The following is a 21,606-nucleotide window of genomic DNA, read 5'->3' on the forward strand; positions in this document are numbered from 1 at the left end:
CAAGTCTGCAAATTAGTTTTATTTAATTAACTGAAATTTTCAATCATGCATTTTGTTGTTACTGGTGGAGCAGGTTTTATTGGCTCTCATCTGACAGAGCAACTGTTAAGAGAAGGTCATAGGGTTACTGTAGTTGATAACCTCAGTACAGGTCGATTAGAAAACTTACCTGAACATCCTCGGCTCAAATTATTAGTCAAAAATTTACTGGACTGTCAGCCAAAAGATTTACCTCAGTCTATTGATGGAATTGCCCATTTAGCAGCGACTCCATCCGTCACTCAATCTTGGAATGAACCATTAGAGTCTCATAACAATAATCTTTCGGCCATGATTTCTGTTCTAATGCTTTGCCAAGCTTTAAATATCCCAAGACTTGTCTTTGCAAGTTCAGCAGCAGTATATGGAAATAAAGCCTATTTACCCATTTCTGAAGAGCAACTAACAAACCCGATTTCTCCTTACGGATTACAAAAATTAGTAAGTGAACAATATGCAAATTTATTCGCTCAAAAGTCAAATATATCCTTTATTGCACTACGGCTATTCAACGTATTTGGACCTCGTCAAGATATAAATTCACCCTATTCTGGCGTGATTTCTATCTTTACTAAGGCTATACACAAAGGTTTACCCATTACCATTTACGGAGATGGTACACAGACAAGAGATTTTATTTTTGTTCAAGATGTTGCAACTGCTTTTACAAAAGCTCTAACTAATCCCCTTTCTCCTGGCTCTTGTATAACTTGTAATGTTGGTACTGGTCAAGAAACTAGCCTACTGGAATTGGTTAATAACTTAAAAACTTATTTTACCCAGTGGAACTCAGAAATTCATTTTAAAAAAGCCCAACCTGGAGATATTCAACATTCCCAAGCTGATATATCAAAAATATTTTCGTTATTAAATTTTGCACCTCAATGGTCAGTTGCATCTGGCATTCGTATTTTATTAAATAATTCTCAAACAGTTATAAAATAATTTCCATAAGTGAGTAACATTCTTATCGAGCTACTATTTTGCCTGTTCCCAAGAAAACATCGCGACCTTTATGGGGTTTAGCTTATAGCGTAATGTATATGAACCGCTTGGAGGGTTTGACCGTCGCTTTTCCTGCTGATGTGAAGACTGGGAAATGTGGGTTCGTATAGCTGTGTCCACTATCAAGTGTGGTACGAAGTTGAGCCACGAGTTTTATACCGTAGAAGTTATAAATTAGTATTATAATATCCAATACAATAATAAATCTATCTTTTATGAAACCAGTAATTAGTGTTATCACCTGCACCCACAATCCTCGACCTGATTATCTTGGCAAAGTACTAGCGGCACTAAAATCTCAAACTCTTCCACTAGAACAATGGGAATTCTTACTAATTGATAACGCCAGCCAAAAATTACTTTCTTCAGAAATTGACTTAAGCTGGCATTCGCAAGCTCGCCACATTCGAGAAGAACAATTGGGTTTAACTCATGCTCGACTACGAGGTATTAAGGAAGCGATAGGTGAAACCTTAGTATTTGTGGATGATGATAATATTTTAGACATAGATTTTTTGGAAAGGGCATTGCAGATTACAAAAGATTGGCCAATTCTGGGAGCATGGGGAGGACAAATCATACCATACTTTGAAGAACCACCTCCAGAATGGACAAAGCCTTATTGGCCACTGTTAGCTATTCAGGAATTTGATCGAGATCGATGGTCAAACTTATCGGATCAATATGAAATAGTTCCCTATGGAGCTGGTCTGTGTGTACGTAAGATAGTTGCTCAAAAGTATGCCAAGTTATTATGCGACCAACCTGAACGAGCAGATATGGATCGTAAAGGTAAAGTACTTACCTCCGGTGGAGACATCGATTTAGCGTTTACAGCCTGTGATACTGGTTTAGGTATAGGACAGTTTATATCTTTAAAGGTGACTCATTTAATTCCAGGCTTTCGTCTCCAAGAAGATTATCTATTAAGGTTAATGGAAGGGGTAAATTACTCGGTAATTATGTTGAAGTATTTCCGAGGACAAATGCCGATCCAGATTTCTTGGCGAAAAAAGCTATTACAATACTATACCAGCTGGCGAATGAGTAGCAAAGACCGCCGCTTTTATCATGCTTCAAGAAAAGGTGAAACTCTAGCTATTAAAGAAATTTATGAAATAACTAGTATTAATTGATTTTATGAAAACGAGTATTTAGTTCGCTCATTACCGAATTAAATTACTAAGTATTAGACACACTAGATCAGACGTTTGGAGAAATATAAAAGCAAAAATTAAACAAAGTAGAGATACAAATATTCCATTGTCTAGCAAATACTATATATATAAAATGCTCAACTTTTTTCTCATCTCATTTTTTAGCTTATTTAGCCCCAAATGGCTGCTACGAAGTGCTATCAAAAAACTCAGACCAAATATCTAAATCTGGGCGGATATCGTTCAACAGAAGACTACTTGAATATTCAACTTTCTCCTGTTAGCAACAAAATAATTTTACTTAAATTTGTTCAAGTTATTTAGCAATCAATTATGTCTAGAGTCTCGGTGATCATTCCTAACTACAATCGAGCTGATTTGATTGGAATAACACTTGAGAATATGTTGTCCCAGACGCTAAAACCAACAGAAATTATTGTTGTGGATGACGGTTCAACAGATAATTCAGTAGAAGTTATTCGCTCTTTCGGTTCAAAAATAACTTTAATTTGCCAAACAAATCAAGGACCAGGAGCAGCTCGTAATACCGGATTAAAGGTTGCAACTGGAGATTATATACAATTTTTTGATAGTGATGATCTGTGTTCTTTGAATAAAATTGAGTATCAAGTTAAGGCATTGGAAGCCTCTAACGCTGATATGGCTTATAGTCCTTGGGCTAAGGTTTACATAGACCCTCAAAAGATTCGTTTTGAAAATCATGTCTTGCAACAGAGACAGTTACCTCTGAACAAAAACCCTATAATCTGGTTTTTACAAACTTGGAATATTGTTTTTCAAGCTTGTATGCTAAGACATTCATTTATCAAGCAAGTTGGTGCTTACAGAACTGACTTAATGCCTTCAGAAGATTCTGAGTTGCTGTTTCGTTTGCTATTACACAATGCCAAACTTGAATTTGTTCCTGACTGTCTTGTGCTTTATCGCTTGCATTCGATGGGACAAATTACTGCTAGTGGTACAAGCCAAAATCATAGAATTGTAGATTGGAATAATTTTTTAAGTATCATCGAAGCTCAATTAAAAGAAAATTATCTCCAAATTGACCCCCTCACTAAGCTGGTATTTGAAGCTGGAATGTATCAATCCTTAAAATACTTGAGCAATATTCCAGATATTTCTCACGATATAGCTATAAAAAAGCGTTCTCATTACTCTCCACTCAGAAAAACAATATATGGAACACTCAATTTCTACAGGCGTATTGAGGCCGGTTTACGTGGTAGAGTAACTGGTTCACGGTACTTGTATCCATATCAAACTTCCTATCCTACTGAATCTCAGTATCAACTTATTCGGGATATGGGGTATGAGCCTGTACTTAGCTAACAAAGATTAATCTCTAACAGATTAAGATTAAAAAAGTTTTTGCAAGCAGAGTAGTTTTGCTGTGAAGAATGTTTTCTGGCAATCTACTTAACAGTAACGAAAGTAACGACCTATTTTTTGGAAAGATTCTATGAAATTTGGTATTGTTGTAACTACTATTTATGGTGGTGAGTTCATCAATGAGTATTATGACCACTTACTAACCAATGGTGTTCTAGATAAAGTCAATTTCTACGTAGTGGGCGATTTATCAACACCAGTTAGTTGTCGAGAGCAAGTGGAGAAGTATACAAAGCAGGGGCTACCTTGGTATTACTTAGGACCAGAGGAGCAAAATGAGTTTCTCAAGCCTTTCCCAAAACTTGCTGCTGAAATTCCTTGGAAGACTGACAACCGCCGTAATATCGGGTTTTTGATGGCTTATCGCGATCGCTGCCATACGATAATTGCCATTGATGACGATAATTATCCCCTAAAGGATTGGTCTTTTCTAGCAGGACATTCTGCGGTCGGTCAAGAAGTTTCTTTACTGACAGCTGTAGGACATAACAACTGGTTCAATTTATGTTCCATGATGGAGGTTCAATGCCCTTCTTTAGGAAGTGGAGAAACAGTTTATGCCAGAGGTTTTCCTTATCAACGTCGTGATATTGCTTGTTCCCAAATTAATGCCGAAATTTCTACGGGAATTGTTGCTATCAATGCAGGTCTTTGGTCTGGCGATCCAGATGTTGATGCTGCAACTCGATTGGTAACTCGCTGTATTGCCAAGGAAAAATTTACCAGTGATTATTTACTGGCTCCAAATACTTTAATGCCCATTAATACCCAAAACACTGGGATTATTCGAGATGCTATCCCAGCTTACTATTATGTCAAAATGGGTCATCCAGTTGGGGGCATGAAACTAGACCGTTTTGGTGATATATTTAGCGGTTTCTTTGTGCAAAAGTGCGCCCAAGCAGTGGGGCATAGTATCAAAGTTGGCTCACCTGTTGTTGAGCATCGCCGCTCTCCTCATAACCTCTACAAAGACCTTTGGAATGAGTTAGCAGGTATGGTCGTCATTGATGACATGCTGCCTTTACTAGAAAGTCCATTGTCTCCTTCTCAAAACTATAGTGATGCAACAGTTGAATTGGCAGAGCGTATTGAGGAATGGTCAGCAAAGCAGGAAGGATTTCTCTGGGATGATTCCTTAAAAAATTATTTCAAAAAGGTTGCTAGTAATATGAAGTTATGGGTAGAGGTATGTCGCCAGTTAAATTAATGTTTTCACTCGTCACTACTGTATTAAATGACCGGGAAGGATGTGCTGCTTTCTTCAACCAAATGGAAGCGCAGACTTGTCTACCTGACGAAATTGTGATTGTAGATGGTGGATCAAAAGATGGTACTTGGGAATTTTTGCAAAACTACAAACCCAATCAACCTTACTCCCTGCGTGTCATTCAAGAAATTGGCTGTAATGTAGCTCGCGGTCGAAATTTAGCGATCGCAAAAGCAAAACACGAGATAATTGTTTCTACAGACATTGGTTGCACTTGGGAAACCCAGTGGTTGGAAGACTTAGTTCAACCTCTATTTGCGGATAGTCAACTAGAAGCAGTAATGGGCAGTTGGCAAGTTCGTCGTGAAGACCTAAAAAGTAATTGGGCAAGGTCTGAATATACTTTATTCAAAGGACTAAAATTTATTGCCAATCCCACCTCTCATGCTTCTTCACGCTCAATTGCCTATCGCAAGTCTTTATGGGAGAAAATTGGTGGATATCCAGAAGACTTAACTTTGGCAGGGGATGATATGGTATTTGCTCTCTTGTTACATCAAACAACAAATCGTGTAGCTTCTGCCTCCATCCCACGTTGTTACTGGGAGCGTCCTGTAACATTGAAATCTTTTTGTAAAGAAGCTCGCCGCAACTTTCGTGGTAGTGGAGAGGCAGGTATTTGGTTAGATTATGGACTTATGGTAGGTGGAAGGCTGTTACTGGAACCTTTACTACTGTTCATCGGTTTAGTCTGTTTACTTTTTGCTTTCCCAATTTGGATTGCGTCACTTTTCCTGATCGGTTTTCTAGTTAGTGTGGGACTAAGATTACTGCGATTAGCACCAACTATATGGCGTTTTAAAGCATACGAAGACTCAGATATATTGTTGCGGATTTTTGTGTTTGAATACCTGACTAAATTTTGGGGTGTAGTCGGGTATTGGGAAGGATTTTTGTCTGGATTGAAGCATTGCCAAGAATGCAGACAGAGACTTCGTAGCCTCAAACTAAAAACGGTTCTCTGATGAAACTTCTCTACTACTCGCCAGCTAGTTATGGTGGGATTGCTGATTATGCCCATGAACAAGCTAATGCTTTAGTTGATTTGGGAGTAGATGTTATTTTACTTACTACTCCTAAATACCAAACTGGTAGAGGAGAGAAATATCAAGTTATTCCCATCTTGCAGGAAATAGCTTTGACTCAACCACTACCTCATAAAGTTTTAAAAGCCGTTTATTCTACTACCGTCATTCTGAATAATTTTACTCAATTAGCTAATTTTATTGAGGAAAATAATTTTCAATATGTTGTACTTGGTTCTTATGTAGAATATTTTGCACCTCTATGGTCTGGTCGCTTGAAGCGGCTGGTCAAAAAAGGGGTTGTCTTTGCTGCTATCGTCCATGATCCTGTACGTGATTTTGTTGTTGGTCCTCATTGGTGGCATCGTTGGTCGATCGCTTGTGGTTATTCGTTTCTTTCCCAAGCCTTTGTCCATGATTCTATTAACTTGGATACAGTTCGACCCATGCCTCAACTACAAACAACTGTGATTCCTCATGGAATATATCACTTTCCTGATGCAAATAAGTCGCGGCAACAAATGCGAATCAGTCTTGACTTGCCCCTTGATGCCAAAGTTATGCTGGCTTTTGGACATATAAGAGATAACAAAAATCTCGATCTCGTGATTCAAGCAATGGTTAATTTTCCTGATTTGTACCTAGTTATAGCAGGCAAAGAACAGTCATCAGCGCAACGACCTGTAGCTTTTTATCATGAGTTAGCCAAAACATTAGGAGTTGCAGAACGATGTCGTTGGAAAATAGGTTTTATTGCAGATACAGAAATTGGTAACTTTTTTGCAGCTACCGATATTACTATTTTGACTTACAGCAGTATTTTTCATTCTGCCAGTGGTGTTTTGAATACTGCTATTAATTATCGTCAACCTTGTCTTGCCTCATCTGGTGAAAGTTCTTTACGCTCTGTAATTCAGAAGTATGATCTGGGAATTTGGGTTGAACCAGATGATGTAGATGCAATTGTGGAGGGGATCAAAAAAATATTAGAAAATCCTCCTAATCCTAAATGGGAGAGATATTTTCAGGAAAATTCTTGGTATTTGAATGCTAATATAGTTTTGACTTCATTTAAAGTAAATGCATAATTATTATTTAATTTATAGGAGTAAATATTCAAGATGTCTACTATTAATACTATTTTAGAATTAGGTAGTAACGCTAATAAAGGTGCGAACTTTAGAGATAAATTGGTTGCTTTTCTCGTGGCTGGTTTAACTGCAATGGGTTTTTACCGTGTCAAGCTACGCCAATGGTGGATCAAGTGGATCAATAATTTTGCAGAAAAAGATTTTGTTCAGATCCGATTGTATATTCAGAATAAATTAATCTATTTCTGTATGCGTCAAGGTAATGAGGCAGACTACCTAATTGGTGGTGAATTAGTTAGGGGAGGTTATGAAGTCCCTAATTTTATACCTAAATCTATTATTGATGGCGGAGCTAATATTGGGATGTTTGCAGTGCATGCTGCCAGTTACTTTCCTGAAGCAAAGTTAATCTGCTACGAACCAGATACAGCTAACTTTCAACTACTTCAAAAAAACTTGGCTTTAAATAACTTGCTTGTGGGGATACATCCATTGGGTTTATGGTCAAAAAATACTACCCTTTATTACCATTCTCAGTCTTCGCATACAGGCTTTATTAACGAAGAACCTCCAGGAGTTCCTATTCCTTGTACTCTACCTGAGATTGAATCTGATTGTTGGCTCAAGTTAGATATAGAAGGAGGTGAATATGAAGTGCTACCAGCGATCCTAAACAAGGGTAAATATCCTCGTTGGATTAGCTTAGAAATTCACGAATTTGATACTAAAGGTGAGTCTCTAATTTCGTTGTTGCGTGAGCATGGTTATACCATTAAAGGTGGTGAGGATACCACTGTTGACTGTACTGTTATTTCAGCATACCGAAATTAAGTCATCTCTGATACACCCTTGAACTTAAAAATTTTTGCTGGTAGCGTTTTAAGTTACAGCTATAATCATCTGATTGGAAACTTGCCATCCCGTAAAATCCGCATGACTTATCTAAAAAGTTATTTAGCAGCGGTGGGAGAAGGTACTTCTGTACAAATGAGATGTCAATTTCTCAACGGCAGAAAAATTTATTTGGGCGATCGCAACGTCATCAATTTCGGCTGTTTGTTTGATGGTCGCCACTACCAGATTCAGACTGGGTGTGATGTCTCCATTGGTCCGGAAGCTTCAATTTTAACACTAGGGCACGATCCGCACTCACCAGAATTTGCAGACAAGGGTGGGGATGTGATTATTGGCGATCGCTGTTGGATTGCCTATCGTGCAATAATTTTACCGGGAGTGACGATTGGGGAGGGAGCAGTTGTAGGTGCTGGTTCAGTAGTCACAAAGAATATAGAACCATATACTGTGGTAGCTGGTAATCCAGCCCGATTTATCAAAAAGCGATCGCCCGATTTGCACTACACTTTAAACTACCAACCGTGGCTATTTTGAAAAGTCTAGGCATCTCAAATCTCAGGTAGTTCGATTAATAATAAACTGAGCATTCAGGTACTATAAGGGATTTCATACCACTTCTGGGTAGATTTTTTAAATTTCAGTCTGACTTTCTCACCTTTTCCACTCAGCAATCTGTCGCTTTGGCATTGAATAGTATCAGAATTTTGAGGTAGTTTTACTTTTTTGTTAATACTTCCACCTGTGACTAATACTTCTTGTCCATCAATATAACGACTAATACTCATGCTTACTGTTGTAACTGCACTGCTAGTGTCGTTCTTTAACACTAATTCTTCACACTTGGGAGTAACCATATACGGTGTTTCTTGTCCCCACCATAAAATGTAAGCTCCTTGAGCATTACGTCTTTCCACGTTGATATATTGATTATTTCTGAATAAAGGACGCTCATTAGTAAGATCAGCTGATTGCTCAGGCGTGCGGCAATTTTTAAAAATATTATTTTCTATTACTATATTTTCCAAATCTGCGTAATACAAAATACAGGCAACTTTCTGAGTATTAGTGGCTGCCTGATGGTAATTATTTTTGATGACTACATTAGATAATTTGCCAAAAAGGTAAGCTGTGCTTATTGGTTTTTGTTGCCCATATATTTCATTTTGATAGAATTGAATATTTTTATTTACGCCACTAGTTAATAAGGCGTTGTTCACATCAAAGAATTTGTTTTTTGTCACAATGAAATTGCTAGCCCCTCCAAAAGGACAAATGCCTGAAGGAGAGTTAGAAAAATTACAGTTAGTAATTGTTACTTTACGACCTGATGGAAATTTACCTTGCGCTACAACTAAGCCATGACCTATAGAATCTTTAAAGATACATTTATCAAAATAATAAGACTTGTTTGGTGAGATAGGTGCATTTTCAACCCAGGCAGTTGCAGTATTAACAAATTCACAATTAGTCACAGTCAGATTAGCATCGACACTCAGCATTGAACCATTAGAATTTGCTAATTTTGTATTTAATATGGTAAGTTTACCAAGCCAAAGTCCACCATTGTAAATTACCTCTCCTCTAAAGTCGTGTACGTAAACAGAATCGATAGTAATATTGTCTAAGTGCTTATCGAAATCTAAACATATACCTTTATGAGTAATGTCCCACCCATCCCCAGTTTTTGGGTTAGCAGGCCATGAATTATCACCAGTGAATCCAGTTGTACCACCTTGTAATTCCAGATTTTTGATTGTAATGTTTTTCCTTGGGTAGAGAGAATTATCAGTGCCTTTAATCATAATTCCATGGCCTCTGACGACTTGTCCTTTCATAAGAGACCAAGAACCTCTACTATCAATAATAGTCTTGCCAATACCATCACCAAGTAACGTAATATTGTCATAGTTGATGACAATTGAAGATGGTGAATCAACTGTTAGATTTTCTGGTGCTACTTGGTAATAGCCCTTCGGTATATAGATAGTTCCTCCACCTTTCTGACCAACAGTATCAATGGCTTTTTGAATTATTTTAGTATTAGCTGCAATGATATAAGCTTTATTAGTCTTACCACTCACAAGTTTTCCAAATGTATAAACATTCACGAAGCGATTTGTTTGTGTTTGAACAAGTGAAATCTTATTGTTATTTGTGCTTTTCTGTGCTAATCCTGATGATGTATTAGTCAGCAGTGTATTTAGTGTACTTATTGCCGACCCAAAACCTGCATATATTAAAAAAGTACGACGATCCATTGTTTAACTTCCTAATAATTTCAAAAAAATTAAATTTGAGATTTTCGTATTTACAAATTATGTCTTTCCTCAGATGTAACTTAATATTAACAACTTTGAAAAGCGTCTTCCCTAAGTCAAAGTTATCTGAAAAACCATGTAGTTTGTTAGCAATACAAAAAACTCACTTACTTGCTTGCAAACTGCTGTATGTATTGAGGTAAATTGAGTAAATAACAGTAAATGCACATGATAATTGGCAGGTTTAATCTTATACCTTTACTTTATTACCTTGCTAAACTCACTAATTGTTCAATATCATAATGCGGTCTTTAATTCTTCTATAAGAGAAATTTCACTGAAAACTTTAGCAGAAATTTAGAATCCTACTAAATAAATTAGGTAAATTTACATTAGTAGACACTGATATTATCAGATTTTACTAATTTATAGAAAGAATAAGCTTTTTGCAAATCCTAAACCCCATCCATTTTGAAACCTGGAGTTTTTAAGGAGAGTATATTATTCGGTTGTAGCTTGAGTTCTGAGCTTTACCCTAATTCCAAAAAACTACTATGACAGAATTACAAAAACCAGAATTCCAAAAGCAGATCCTATCTCTAAATCTCCGAAGCCTTGATGCCTTACGTGGCTTTTTGGCTATTTATGTATTAGCTGGACATTGTCGTTGGCTTTTGTGGGTAGGCAATATTGGATGGTCTCAACATCCCCACTCTTGGTATGCAGAAATTTTGGTTTACGCTTCTGCAAGCTTACGATATGGGCACGAAGCTGTAATAATTTTCTTTGTTCTCAGCGGTTTTTTTATTCATTTAAGGGTATCTAAGCAGTTAGCTCAAAGTAAAACTTTTCAGTTAAATGTCATAAACTTCTTCCATCGTCGCTGCCACCGCTTAGTACCTCCCTACATTCTTGCTCTTGCTTTAACAGCTATTTTAGATATAGCGGGTCGCTTTTTATACCCCACACTTTATACTTCCTTGACAGGCGATCTTTTACTTGATCAAAACTTTCTCAAAAAAGAATTTTCCGTAACTTCCATCTTTCCTGCACTATTCATGTTACCTAGTAGCATGGGAAAAGACTTTGGTAGTAATGGCCCCCTTTGGTCTCTGGCTTATGAAGTTATCTACTATCTGCTTTATCCTTTGTGGTTGAAGCTTCGTAATTTCGGAGCATTGCCTGCTTATAGTGCAGGAGTAGTTGTTGCAGTTTTAGGACAATTATTCTTCATGCCAAGTTTTGCTACTCAAGTCCTAATTCATTATCCAATATGGTTAAGTGGTGCATTAATAGCAGAAATTGGATCTCAAAAAAAACTAATTTTTACAAAAAAAGATATTTGGGTTAGCAGCTTATTGTTAATAATCACTTTTATCGCTACACACTTCCCTCTAGGATCGCTATTACTAATTTTAGTTTACGCTATACTAGGTTCTACTTTAGTTCTGTTAATAACAAGTTTACCGTTATCAATTTGTAAACATCCTCTTCATAAATATTTCGAGATTCTAGGCATAGAATCTTATACTATTTATATTTGTCATTTCCCTATTATTACATTTATTAGTGCATGGGCATTTGAAGTTTTAGATGGTCGTCCAGTACATGGATTATTAGCCCTTGGGGGAGGATTATTCACTTTATTGGTTTGCCATATTTTATTTTTACTATGTGAACGTAATTTTCTGCACTCCAGATTGAAGATAAACGACTAACTATTAAGAAGGTAATTACTTAAAAAATGTATTTTATATATGATTGAAAAATTTTCATCTTGGATTTGTTGTCAACTGGGAGCGCGTGAGCATTATGCTATTCCCCGATCGCTACACAAGGCTGGACAATTAGCCCACCTCATTACAGATGCATGGGTTCCGCCCCATTCTTTACTAAATAGACTACCTAAACCTTTGTTAGCTAATCTACGAGAAAGATTCCACGCAGATTTAGCCCCAGCGTCTGTTCACGCCTTTAGTAGTTCGTTAATTGGCTTTGAAATAGCTCAAAGAATTCAAAAAAATAGTGGATGGGAACAGATCATTGCACGTAATGACTGGTTCCAAGAAAATGCAACTCAGTTACTATACAAGCTTGACCTCCAACTCTCTACTCTCAATTCTCGCCCGACGTTTTTTGCCTACAGTTACGCCGCCTTAAAACTGTTTCGTTATGCCAAGGCTAAAGGCTGGCGCACTATCCTTGGTCAAATTGATCCAGGGCCATTCGAGGAAAAGTTGGTTATGGAAGAACACGCCAGACATCCTACTTATCAATCGAACTGGCAACCAGCACCATCTCACTACTGGACTAGATGGCAGCAAGAATGTTCATTGGCTGACAGAATCCTAGTTAACTCGCTTTGGTCAAGTCAAGCATTACAGAAAGCAGGTATCCCTAAACATAAAATTGACATTATCCCCCTTGCGTATCAACCACCTGAACAAGCGGATGATTTTGTGCGAACTTACCCCCCTGTTTTCTCAGATGGACGTCCCCTGCGGGTGCTGTTTCTGGGACAAGTGATCTTGCGAAAAGGTCTTGCTGCACTACTAGAAGCTGCTGAACTTCTAAGTCATCAGCCGATAGAATTTTGGCTGGTTGGTTCTTCAGGTATTTCTATACCGCAACCATTTCACGCTAAAGTACAGTGGATTGGTTCAGTTTCTAGAAGTGCTACAGCTATGTACTATCAGCAGGCAGATGTTTTGCTGTTTCCCACCCTTTCTGATGGTTTTGGACTGACTCAATTAGAAGCTCAAGCTTGGAAAATGCCAATTATTACTTCTAGATTTTGTGGTGAGGTGATAAAAAATCAAGTTAACGGATTGATTTTACCCGAAGTGAGTGGGCAAGCGATCGCCCAAGCTCTCGATTTTTGCTTAAATAATCCTTGGCAATTAGAAGCCTTCGCTAAAAAATCTACCGACACTTCTTGTTTTAGCCTGTCGCGATTGCAGCAATCTCTCCAAGCTCTACCTTATGCTGTTGTTTGAATTTCCCGATTTAGCCTTCATCCAAATTGGACTGATCGTTTTTAGTGGGATTTGGATGTTGTGGCGAAATGACGAAGTCCCGCTATTTATCACCAGTTTCATATTTTACATTAGCTCCTACCGATATTGGGCAGTTACTAGCGGCTTTGGTAATTGGGTAAGTCTTGGTAATTTAGGCGGCTTTAATTCAATCACAACAGAGGCAGCTCTCGTTGCTTTAAATTACATGGTGTTTGGGGAAATTTGCTTAATAGCAACTTATATGTTGTGCCAAAAGCAATCTCTGCCTGTTATTAAACCTGTTGGCGATCGCTCCTTTTTGCAGTGGCTGTCTCCTAAAGTTATCAATTTTGGCTTAATTTGCCTGCCTGTAGTCTTGTACGTTCGCGCTCGGGTAGGTGCACAAGTAGCAGCAGGACAATCCTTAGCTTTTGATGTTAGTGGCTACTTGTACTTATTTCCGATGGTTTTAGTAGGAATTGCTACCTTAATCCTTTGTGTATGGAAATTTGGCGGATTTTCGTCAATTTCCACTAAAATCATGGCTTTTTCTATTTTGGTGAGTGTGTCTTATTACACATTTAGCCCTACTAGTCGCTTCCAATTTTTGGGATGGATGCTCGCTAGTGCGATCGTTTTGTCGTCTTCCTATCGACCAAAAACTCGTCTGATTATTTTCACTATTGTTGCTGTCTTAGCTATTACCATGTTTACGGTGGCTGGTGCGATGCGAAACACAACTTTAGCAGAAGATACAGTCAATCAGGCAGCCTTTGAACGGGCATTTAGTGCTGAAGATGCCAATATGCTTGATGGTTTTGTCATGATACAGCAAGTCTACCCCGAACGTTTAGATTACTCTTGGGGTATGGAGCATTTAGAAATTTTGATGCGTCCTATTCCTAGAGCTTTGTGGCCGGAAAAACCAGTGGGTGGTTATATGAATAAACTTAATCTCACTATTAGTAAAGGCAAAGGAACTCTCGGAATTTCACCATCATTAATAGGTTCATTCTATGCAGAAGGTGGGCTTATCGGAATTACCTTCTTCTCAATTGTTTACGGGAAAATATTTGCTTCTATAGTCCGTTATAGTACAAGGATTCATCCCTTTGCCAGCATCCTGGTTCGGGCGATTTTATGTGCCTGTTTAATACCCCTTTTACGTGGCGGAGACTTACCAGGAATTTATGCTTGGTTTGGCATGGCTTTTTGGCCATGTTTTTTGCTTCTTTGGACGAAACGGAAATATTTTAGACAGAGTTATTTGTCAACACGTCATTTTTACTTGAACAACTCAGTTTAAAAATTATAAACACTAATAGCTATGCATATAGTTGTCATTTTCTACAATATTGGAGGTTATCACGCTGCACGACTACGTGCTGCCTACGCAGCCTGTAAGCAAAAAGGTTGGGCTTTTAGTGCAATTCAAATTACAGATAATACTCAAGAACATCCTTGGGGTGATGTAGAGCAAGAAATTACATTTCCTCTAAAAACTTTATTGCCAATAGCTACAACATCTCCCTCAACTCCTCGCAATCAAGAATCTACTGTCCCAGCATCTTTATTACCGTCTTGTTTAGACACTTTACAACCGGATATCCTTGCTATTCCTGGATGGGGATTTCCGATATCTCGTGCTGCACTTACCTGGTGTCGAAAACATAATGTTCCCACCATTGTGATGAGTGAGAGTAAATGGGATGACGAAAAGCGCCAGTGGTGGAAGGAGCAATTGAAATCTTGGCTTTATGTCAGAAAATATAATGCTGCTCTTGTGGGTGGTAAACTACACCGTGACTATTTAATTAAGTTAGGCTTGCCCCATGAGCGGATTTTTCTGGGTTACGATGCAGTTGACAATGACTATTTTACCCAACGCGCAGAGATAGCAAGACTCGATCCTATTAAGGCTAGGCACAGACAACCAAAAATTCCAGCCAAACCTTATTTTATTGTTGTCACCCGTTTAATCAAACGCAAAAACGTATTTCGGCTTGTAGAAGCTTTTGCTGCTTATCGCCAACAAATTGGCGATGAACAAGCTTGGGATCTGGTAATTTGTGGTAGTGGAGAAGAAGAATCTTCTATCCGCAATCTGATTGTTGAGCAAAAATTGTCAGATTGTGTTCATTTGCCTGGTTTTATTACCTACCAAGCAATTGGAGATTGGTATGGCTTGGCTAATGCTTTTGTGCATCCTGCGTTGCAAGAGCAATGGGGGTTAGTGTTGAACGAAGCTTGTGCCGCTGGGTTGCCAGTTCTATCTAGCCGCACTGTGGGAGCTGGGTATGAACTTGTTGACAATGGCAAAAATGGTCTTTTATTCGATCCACAAAGTAGAGAAGATATGACTCGTGCTTTGTTAACTATTCATCAAATGGATTTAGAATCCAGAAGCAATATGGGATACTTCAGCCAAAAAATTGTAGATAATTATGCTCCTCAAAAGTTTGCTGAGGGTCTTTTAAAAGCTGTTGATATAGCAATGATATCCAGATAAAATCCCAAATTAAAAATTTTTTATTAATTAAGTTATGAAAATTTTATTTATTGCTCCTTATATTGGCGCAACTTATGGTGGAACATCTAAAATTGTCACAGAGCTAGTAGAAGCAATTGCCCGTCTAGGTGTTACTGTTGATCTGGTGACAACACATGCTAATGGTTCTAATAATTTAGACGTACCACTGAATGAATGGATTAGTGAAAAAAGTTATCGAGTGCAGTATTTCAATTGCTGGTATCGAGATGATTTTATCATCAGTTACTCTTTGATTAACTGGTTATTTAAAAATGTAAATAATTACGATATAGTTCATAGCCAAACAGTTTTTGCTCCGATGATTTCAGTCGCCCACTCAATATGTAAATATTTCCAGATTCCGTATATTGTAACTCCTCATGGGATGCTAGAACCTTGGGCATTATCCTACAAAGCATGGAAAAAAAGAATTTATTATAAAGTATTTGAAAATCCCGGCATCGAAAATTCTAGCGCTATCCAGGCTACGTCTAGTTTTGAACTAGAAAATATCAATTCTCTTAAATTCCAAAATACTGTTTTTGTTCCTAATGGAATTCACCGCCAAGAATTTGAAAGACTCCCAAATCCAGAGATTTTTTATCAGCAGTTTCCAGAGACTAGAGGTAAAACTCTAATTTTGTTTCTTGGTCGGATTGACCCTAAAAAAGGTTTAGATTTACTAGCTCCTGCTTTTGCCAAAGTCCATAATCAGTTTCCTCACACACATCTAGTTGTGGCAGGCCCAGATAATATCGGATTTATGGATAAAGCTCAGAATTACTTTTTGCAAGCAGGTTGTCTAGATGCTGTTACCTTCACCGGGATGGTAAGTGGAGCATTAAAATATGCTGCTTTAGCTGCTGCTAATTTCTATGTTGCGCCTTCTTACTCAGAAGGTTTCAGTATATCGATCTTAGAAGGTATGGCTTCAGGATTACCCTGTATAATTACAACTGGTTGCAATTTTCCTGAAGCTGCCAAAGCTGAAGCTGCCCATGTTGTTGAGATTAATGTCAATGCTATTGCTAATGCTTTAATTGAGTGCTTAAGTAATCCTCAGCAGGCTACAGAAATGGGCGATCGCGCCCGTGAGTTCATTTTCCAAAACTATACCTGGGATCGTGCTGCTGACAAGTTGATTCAGGTTTATAAATCTGTAATCGATAAAAAACCTTTGCCGGAATTCCTAAGGTAGACTCAAGTGAAAAAATCTAGACTTGCTAAAGTATACCGTTTTATCTGTTTACTAAGTTTAAGTCTTATTTTAGTGGTATTGAGTGTCATACCTATGCGTTTAGCGATCGCCATCAACCAAGCACCCCAACCCCAAGCTTTCTTTATTTTAGGCGGCGATCCAGCTAGAGAAAAATTCACTGCCGAACTAGCTCAATGGTATCCATCTCTAGAAATCTGGGTGTCTTCTCCTCCAGATCCTCAAAAAACATATGAAACTTTTCAAGCCGTAGGGATACCCAAGAGTCGTTTACACATCGACATTCGGGCAACAGATACTGTAACTAACTTTACCTCAGTTGTTACTGAGTTCAAACAACGGCAACTTCAACATCTATTTCTCATTACTTCAGATTTTCACATGCTTAGAGCCAAGGCGATCGCCACCTTCGTTCTTGGTAGCCAAGGTATTGCCGTTACTCCCATTTCTGTACCATCCAAGCAAACTGATTCTGAATCCTTTCTCCGTATTATTCGCGATATTGTTCGCTCTCTCCTCTGGATTGCCACAGATCGTACAGGAGCCAGCCCTTAACCCACTGTTGTTTATCCACCCCATGCGTCTAGATCAATATACCGTTGGCAACTATACTCCAGGCGTACCATACTGGAAGCAACTTCTTTGGTACTTTGCAGGATCGCCCTTAGTTGAAAGTTATTGGCTACCATTTTCAGCTTTTAAGCTTTGGGTACTCCGGAGTTTTGGGGCTAAAATCGGTCAAGGTGTCCGCATTAAACCTAGAGTGCGGGTAAAGTTTCCCTGGCGGTTAAATATTGGTAATTTTGTTTGGATTGGGGAAGGTGTGTGGATAGATAACGTCGCTCCTGTCACCATTGAAAGTCATGTTTGCCTGTCTCAAGGGGCCTATCTCTGCACTGGAAATCATGACTGGAATCATCCTGATTTTAAATTAATTGATGGCCCAATCCATATTCAAGAGAGTTGTTGGATTGCCGCCAAGTCGGTAATTGGGCCAGGGGTCACAGTTGGTCGCGGAGCAGTACTAACTTTAGGTGGCGTGACTGGGAAATCACTAGAGCCAATGACCATCTATGCAGGTAATCCGGCTCAACCTATCAAGCAACGAAAGCTTTGATAAGAGGCAGGGGAGCAGGGGGCAGGGAGCAGGGGCGTTGCAGCACCTATTACTAAAATCGTTATTTTTTGGTCAGGTCAGGGAACTCTATAAATACGGTTCAGCAATTAGCCCGGCGTCGCTTCCTGTAGGATGTGGGCTGATCTGAGCCGTGTTGTAACAATATTTTGAGTTTTGAGGATCGGCTGATGGATAAATCAATTATTCAGTTGGTTGACGAATTACCAACTGACAATATCACTGTCAAAGTTTTAAAAGCTCTTGATTATGTAGCACCAGGTGAGTGGAGCAATTTGGTGGGGTTTGAGAATAATATCCGCACCATTACTGGAGAAACCGACGTTAAGGTAATCCAAAAAATCCGCGATCGCGCTGTTGTCTTATACCAAGATCCTCAAAAAGGCTACCAGTTTGCAATCAAACTTTATCAAACAATTGATAAAGCAGACACAGCTATGGCAGCAGCAGCTTTAGCGAATAAAGTTAGTGAGAAAATCGGCTTTCTGTCTTTTTTAGGCAACATTACTCCCAAAGCCGATGTAACTCAATCCATCGACTTGGCACTGAAAATCGCTGTTGAAATCATCGCCTTTTGTAAACTAAATGGCATTCCTCAACCTAACCCCCAAGAGTTCGCTAATTCTCTCGCTAACAACTATCAAAATGCATCCCTAATGCGGATGGTAGCTCTAGTTTGTCTAGACGGAATTATGCCATTAGGCCCCGATTTCCTCAGCAAAATTCACGGAGTTATTAGTGGCACTGATACAGGCGTAATAGCTCAAAATCCCGTTTTCTTAGCCATCAATAACTTTCTCCCAGGTAGTAATCCCTCTGATAAAGTTGGTTTTATCAGCCAGGGTTTTAACTCCGTACAAGGTTGGATGAATAACTTAGTATCCAAAACAGGCATAACCCCACAATCAATTTCTAGTCATTTGGGTAATTTTATTCAGATTGCTGATGATAATTTAGATTTTGTCGCAGCATTCCTAGATCAAACTACCAATTACTATGAGCATACAGGAATTCAAACTGTCGCTCGCGGCTTGATTTTGGAAGCTTATGCTTTAGTAAAAGAAGAAATTAAACAAGAGCAACAAAAGCCTATTCAAGATATTTCGTCTACTTCTGCTGTCAAGTCTGATAAAAATCAGTATGAAGTCAGCAAAACTGTAGAAGTTTGGGATAGTGAAGACGAAGATTGGTATCAGGGAACAATTGAGAAAATCCAAGATGAGCAATTCTTTATTCATTACCTTGGTTATGGTTCATCTTATGACGAGTGGGTGGGCGAAGATGATATTCGGACTCGCGATCTTCGCTCCTCTGATGATAATGGATATGCAGTAGGTCAAAAGGTAAAATGTTGGGATGATGACCAAGAGGCTTGGTATTCCGCAACGATTGAGCAAATCCAAAATCAGCAATACTTTGTTCACTACATTGGTTATGACTCATCCTATGATGAGTGGGTTGATAGTGACGAGATTTCCTAACTGTTGAATTAGCACAAGGGCGGCGAGAGCAATATCTCCGATGGGTGATTCTGCGTCGCGCCCTGTGCTAGCATATAGTACTTTTTACTAATTACGAATTCCAAATTACGAATTACGAATTATATTGACACTTGCGCTACGATATCCCCTATTGCCTTTGTGCAATGTAGGCGAGGAGTAGTGCAGGCCAAACACATGACAGAAGAATTCAATACACAGGGCGCTCAGAATCTGGTGGCGATCGCAAACCAATTTGCCCAACTGGGGAAGGTTAGAGGCGTTAAACCATTTGGAAGTGGTAATATCAATGACACCTTTTTGGTGACTCTAGATTTCTCAGAAGAACAGCATTTTGTTCTGCAACGCATCAACACGCAGGTGTTTCGTCAGCCACAACTGATTATGCAGAATATGCGTACCTTCACTGAGCATGTTCGCAAACGGTTGCAGCATACACCCCTCAATCGTCGCTGGGAAGTTCCACGCGTACTATTGACCAAAGATACTCAAGACCACTGGAGGGATGCAGATGGCTCCTTTTGGCGGGCAATTAGCTTTATTGAAGGCTCCCAGTCCTTTGATACTATGCGCGATCGCTCACACGCGAAAGAAATCGGTTATGCCTTGGGGATGTTTCACAATCTGATTAGCGACTTACCACCAGAAAAACTCGCTGACACCCTTGAAGGGTTCCATATTACACCGCTTTATCTCCAGCATTACGAAGAAGTGTTGGCGAAAACTAGTGCGCGTCAATCTGCTGAAGTTAATTATTGCTTGCAGTTTGTTAGCGATCGCCAAACTTTTGCACATATCCTAGAAAATGCCAAAGCTCAAGGCATTCTACCTCTGCGTCTGATGCACGGCGATCCGAAAATCAACAATGTTATGTTTGACATTGTTACCCAGCAAGCTGTCAGCGTCATTGACCTCGACACTGTTAAACCCGGTTTGGTACATTACGATATTGGTGATTGTCTGCGATCGGGTTGCAATCCTGCTGGAGAAGAAACCGAGAATTGGGAAAGTGTTTATTTCGACACTGACCTGTGCCAGGAAATCCTACATGGTTATCTTGCTGTGGCCAAGGCATTTCTTACCGAGAATGATTATGCATACATATATGATGCCATCCGCCTCATCGCCTTTGAATTAGGACTGAGATTTTTTGCTGATTATTTAGCAGGGAATGTCTACTTCAAAGTTAAGTATCCAGAACATAACTTGGCAAGAGCGATCGTCCAGTTTAAGCTTACCGAAAGTATCGAATCTCAAGAAACGCAGATTTGCAACATTATCCAAGACATGAAATGAACGAACAGACATTTTCCCTGCAACCCTTTCCTTCTACAAAATCCCTGCTTAATTTAAAAATTGCAGGTAATATCGCCCGAAATGCTAATCAGCTTACAATCTGCTACAGCCTTGGAGGTGATTTAAAAGAAATTGCGTTGGCAAAGCCTACCGGAGGTATCGCTCCACCATCCAATGCACCATCACGCAAGCATGAACTGTGGGAAGATACCTGCTTCGAGTTTTTCCTTGGCATCAATGGTTCTGCACGATATTGGGAATTCAACCTCTCCCCTGCCGGACACTGGAATGTCTATCGCTTTGATGGGTATCGTCAAGGGATGCAAGAAGAAACAGCTTTTGAAAAGCTACCGTTTAGCGTTCAGAATCAAGCCGACGGTTTAGCATTTACGTTAGATATCGATTTGGATAAAATTATCTCAGCAGAACAAGCTATTGAAGTTGGCATTACTACCGTTATTAAACATAGAGATGGTGAGGTGACTTACTGGGCGTTAACTCATCTAGGCGTGGAGGCTGACTTTCATCTGCGGGATAGTTTTATTGTTAAGTTGTGAGATACATTTTCATATAGCTTGTGAAGTTGGGAATATTAGCTGTAGATACTTAACTTAATAACGATATATCGCAACGCCACTATAATAATTCGAGGCTCCCTTTCGTCCAGTTTTATTTTCGTTTCGCCATTGCTCGACCACCTCTTCATTTACCCAGAAAGTAATGTTGCCTCGAAGCTTTAGCGCTGCATCGTATTCTTTCCAGTTACGAACTTTATAGCTGGCTTTGGTTTTCGTATTCATGATCAAACTAGCCGCCCAATGTTC

At 39.0% G+C, this 21,606-nt stretch carries 20 protein-coding genes; 18 read left to right on the forward strand and 2 right to left on the reverse strand.

What is annotated here, in order from left to right:
- Positions 1-45 precede the first annotated feature (45 nt).
- From RM347_RS08410 to RM347_RS08445, 8 genes are all read left to right on the forward strand, one after another.
- Complete coding sequence (locus RM347_RS08410) at positions 46-984, forward strand: NAD-dependent epimerase/dehydratase family protein (protein WP_322719968.1); 939 nt, start codon at positions 46-48, stop codon at positions 982-984.
- A gap of 275 nt (positions 985-1,259) precedes the next feature.
- Positions 1,260-2,180, forward strand: coding sequence for a glycosyltransferase (locus tag RM347_RS08415; protein ID WP_322719967.1), 921 nt, complete (start codon positions 1,260-1,262; stop codon positions 2,178-2,180).
- Between the two features lie 369 nt (positions 2,181-2,549).
- Positions 2,550-3,551: a glycosyltransferase family 2 protein gene (locus RM347_RS08420; RefSeq protein ID WP_428850531.1), complete on the forward strand. Its 1,002-nt coding sequence runs from the start codon at positions 2,550-2,552 to the stop codon at positions 3,549-3,551.
- Between the two features lie 130 nt (positions 3,552-3,681).
- Complete coding sequence (locus tag RM347_RS08425) at positions 3,682-4,821, forward strand: hypothetical protein (protein WP_322719965.1); 1,140 nt, start codon at positions 3,682-3,684, stop codon at positions 4,819-4,821.
- On the forward strand, positions 4,803-5,846 hold the full coding sequence (locus RM347_RS08430) for a glycosyltransferase (protein ID WP_322719964.1): 1,044 nt from the start codon (positions 4,803-4,805) through the stop codon (positions 5,844-5,846). Before RM347_RS08425 ends, RM347_RS08430 begins: the two co-directional genes overlap by 19 nt.
- Complete coding sequence (locus RM347_RS08435; protein ID WP_322719963.1) at positions 5,846-6,994, forward strand: glycosyltransferase family 4 protein; 1,149 nt, start codon at positions 5,846-5,848, stop codon at positions 6,992-6,994. The genes RM347_RS08430 and RM347_RS08435 overlap by 1 nt, the downstream gene beginning before the upstream one ends.
- A 33-nt stretch (positions 6,995-7,027) precedes the next feature.
- Positions 7,028-7,828: an FkbM family methyltransferase gene (locus tag RM347_RS08440; RefSeq protein ID WP_322719962.1), complete on the forward strand. Its 801-nt coding sequence runs from the start codon at positions 7,028-7,030 to the stop codon at positions 7,826-7,828.
- Between the two features lie 102 nt (positions 7,829-7,930).
- Positions 7,931-8,386 (forward strand): acyltransferase, encoded by a 456-nt coding sequence (locus RM347_RS08445; protein ID WP_428850532.1) that lies wholly within the window; start codon positions 7,931-7,933, stop codon positions 8,384-8,386.
- Between the two features lie 53 nt (positions 8,387-8,439).
- Here RM347_RS08445 and RM347_RS08450 read toward each other — a convergent pair whose 3' ends face one another.
- Positions 8,440-10,110 (reverse strand): right-handed parallel beta-helix repeat-containing protein, encoded by a 1,671-nt coding sequence (locus tag RM347_RS08450; protein ID WP_322719960.1) that lies wholly within the window; start codon positions 10,108-10,110, stop codon positions 8,440-8,442.
- Positions 10,111-10,664: 554 nt separating this feature from the next.
- Here RM347_RS08450 and RM347_RS08455 point away from each other — a divergent pair.
- The 10 genes from RM347_RS08455 (at position 10,665) to RM347_RS08500 (ending at position 21,339) form a co-directional block, all read left to right on the forward strand.
- A complete protein-coding gene (locus RM347_RS08455) occupies positions 10,665-11,828 on the forward strand; it encodes an acyltransferase family protein (RefSeq protein ID WP_322719959.1) in 1,164 nt (387 codons plus the stop codon).
- Between the two features lie 39 nt (positions 11,829-11,867).
- Entirely contained in the window at positions 11,868-13,106 is a 1,239-nt protein-coding gene (locus RM347_RS08460) for a glycosyltransferase family 4 protein (RefSeq protein ID WP_322719958.1), read from the forward strand.
- The gene (locus tag RM347_RS08465) at positions 13,093-14,412 is read left to right on the forward strand and encodes an oligosaccharide repeat unit polymerase (protein ID WP_322719957.1); all 1,320 of its coding nucleotides are present in this window, start codon (positions 13,093-13,095) and stop codon (positions 14,410-14,412) included. Before RM347_RS08460 ends, RM347_RS08465 begins: the two co-directional genes overlap by 14 nt.
- Before the next feature lie 21 nt (positions 14,413-14,433).
- Entirely contained in the window at positions 14,434-15,615 is a 1,182-nt protein-coding gene (locus RM347_RS08470; RefSeq protein WP_322719956.1) for a glycosyltransferase family 4 protein, read from the forward strand.
- Between the two features lie 34 nt (positions 15,616-15,649).
- Entirely contained in the window at positions 15,650-16,834 is a 1,185-nt protein-coding gene (locus RM347_RS08475; protein ID WP_322719955.1) for a glycosyltransferase, read from the forward strand.
- A gap of 93 nt (positions 16,835-16,927) precedes the next feature.
- Positions 16,928-17,407 (forward strand): YdcF family protein, encoded by a 480-nt coding sequence (locus RM347_RS08480; protein WP_322720063.1) that lies wholly within the window; start codon positions 16,928-16,930, stop codon positions 17,405-17,407.
- Between the two features lie 22 nt (positions 17,408-17,429).
- Positions 17,430-17,969, forward strand: coding sequence for a WcaF family extracellular polysaccharide biosynthesis acetyltransferase (locus RM347_RS08485; RefSeq protein WP_322719954.1), 540 nt, complete (start codon positions 17,430-17,432; stop codon positions 17,967-17,969).
- 188 nt (positions 17,970-18,157) lie between these two features.
- On the forward strand, positions 18,158-19,468 hold the full coding sequence (locus tag RM347_RS08490; RefSeq protein WP_322719953.1) for a Tudor-knot domain-containing protein: 1,311 nt from the start codon (positions 18,158-18,160) through the stop codon (positions 19,466-19,468).
- 195 nt (positions 19,469-19,663) lie between these two features.
- The gene (locus tag RM347_RS08495) at positions 19,664-20,782 is read left to right on the forward strand and encodes a phosphotransferase enzyme family protein (RefSeq protein WP_322719952.1); all 1,119 of its coding nucleotides are present in this window, start codon (positions 19,664-19,666) and stop codon (positions 20,780-20,782) included.
- Positions 20,779-21,339: a DOMON-like domain-containing protein gene (locus RM347_RS08500; RefSeq protein ID WP_322719951.1), complete on the forward strand. Its 561-nt coding sequence runs from the start codon at positions 20,779-20,781 to the stop codon at positions 21,337-21,339. Before RM347_RS08495 ends, RM347_RS08500 begins: the two co-directional genes overlap by 4 nt.
- Before the next feature lie 54 nt (positions 21,340-21,393).
- Here the strand turns inward: RM347_RS08500 and RM347_RS08505 are convergent, their stop codons facing one another.
- Positions 21,394-21,582, reverse strand: a complete 189-nt coding sequence (locus RM347_RS08505) for a transposase (protein ID WP_322719950.1) — start codon at positions 21,580-21,582, stop codon at positions 21,394-21,396.
- Positions 21,583-21,606 lie beyond the last annotated feature (24 nt).

This window comes from Nostoc sp. ChiQUE02, assembly GCF_034531305.2.
Lineage (GTDB): Bacteria > Cyanobacteriota > Cyanobacteriia > Cyanobacteriales > Nostocaceae > Nostoc.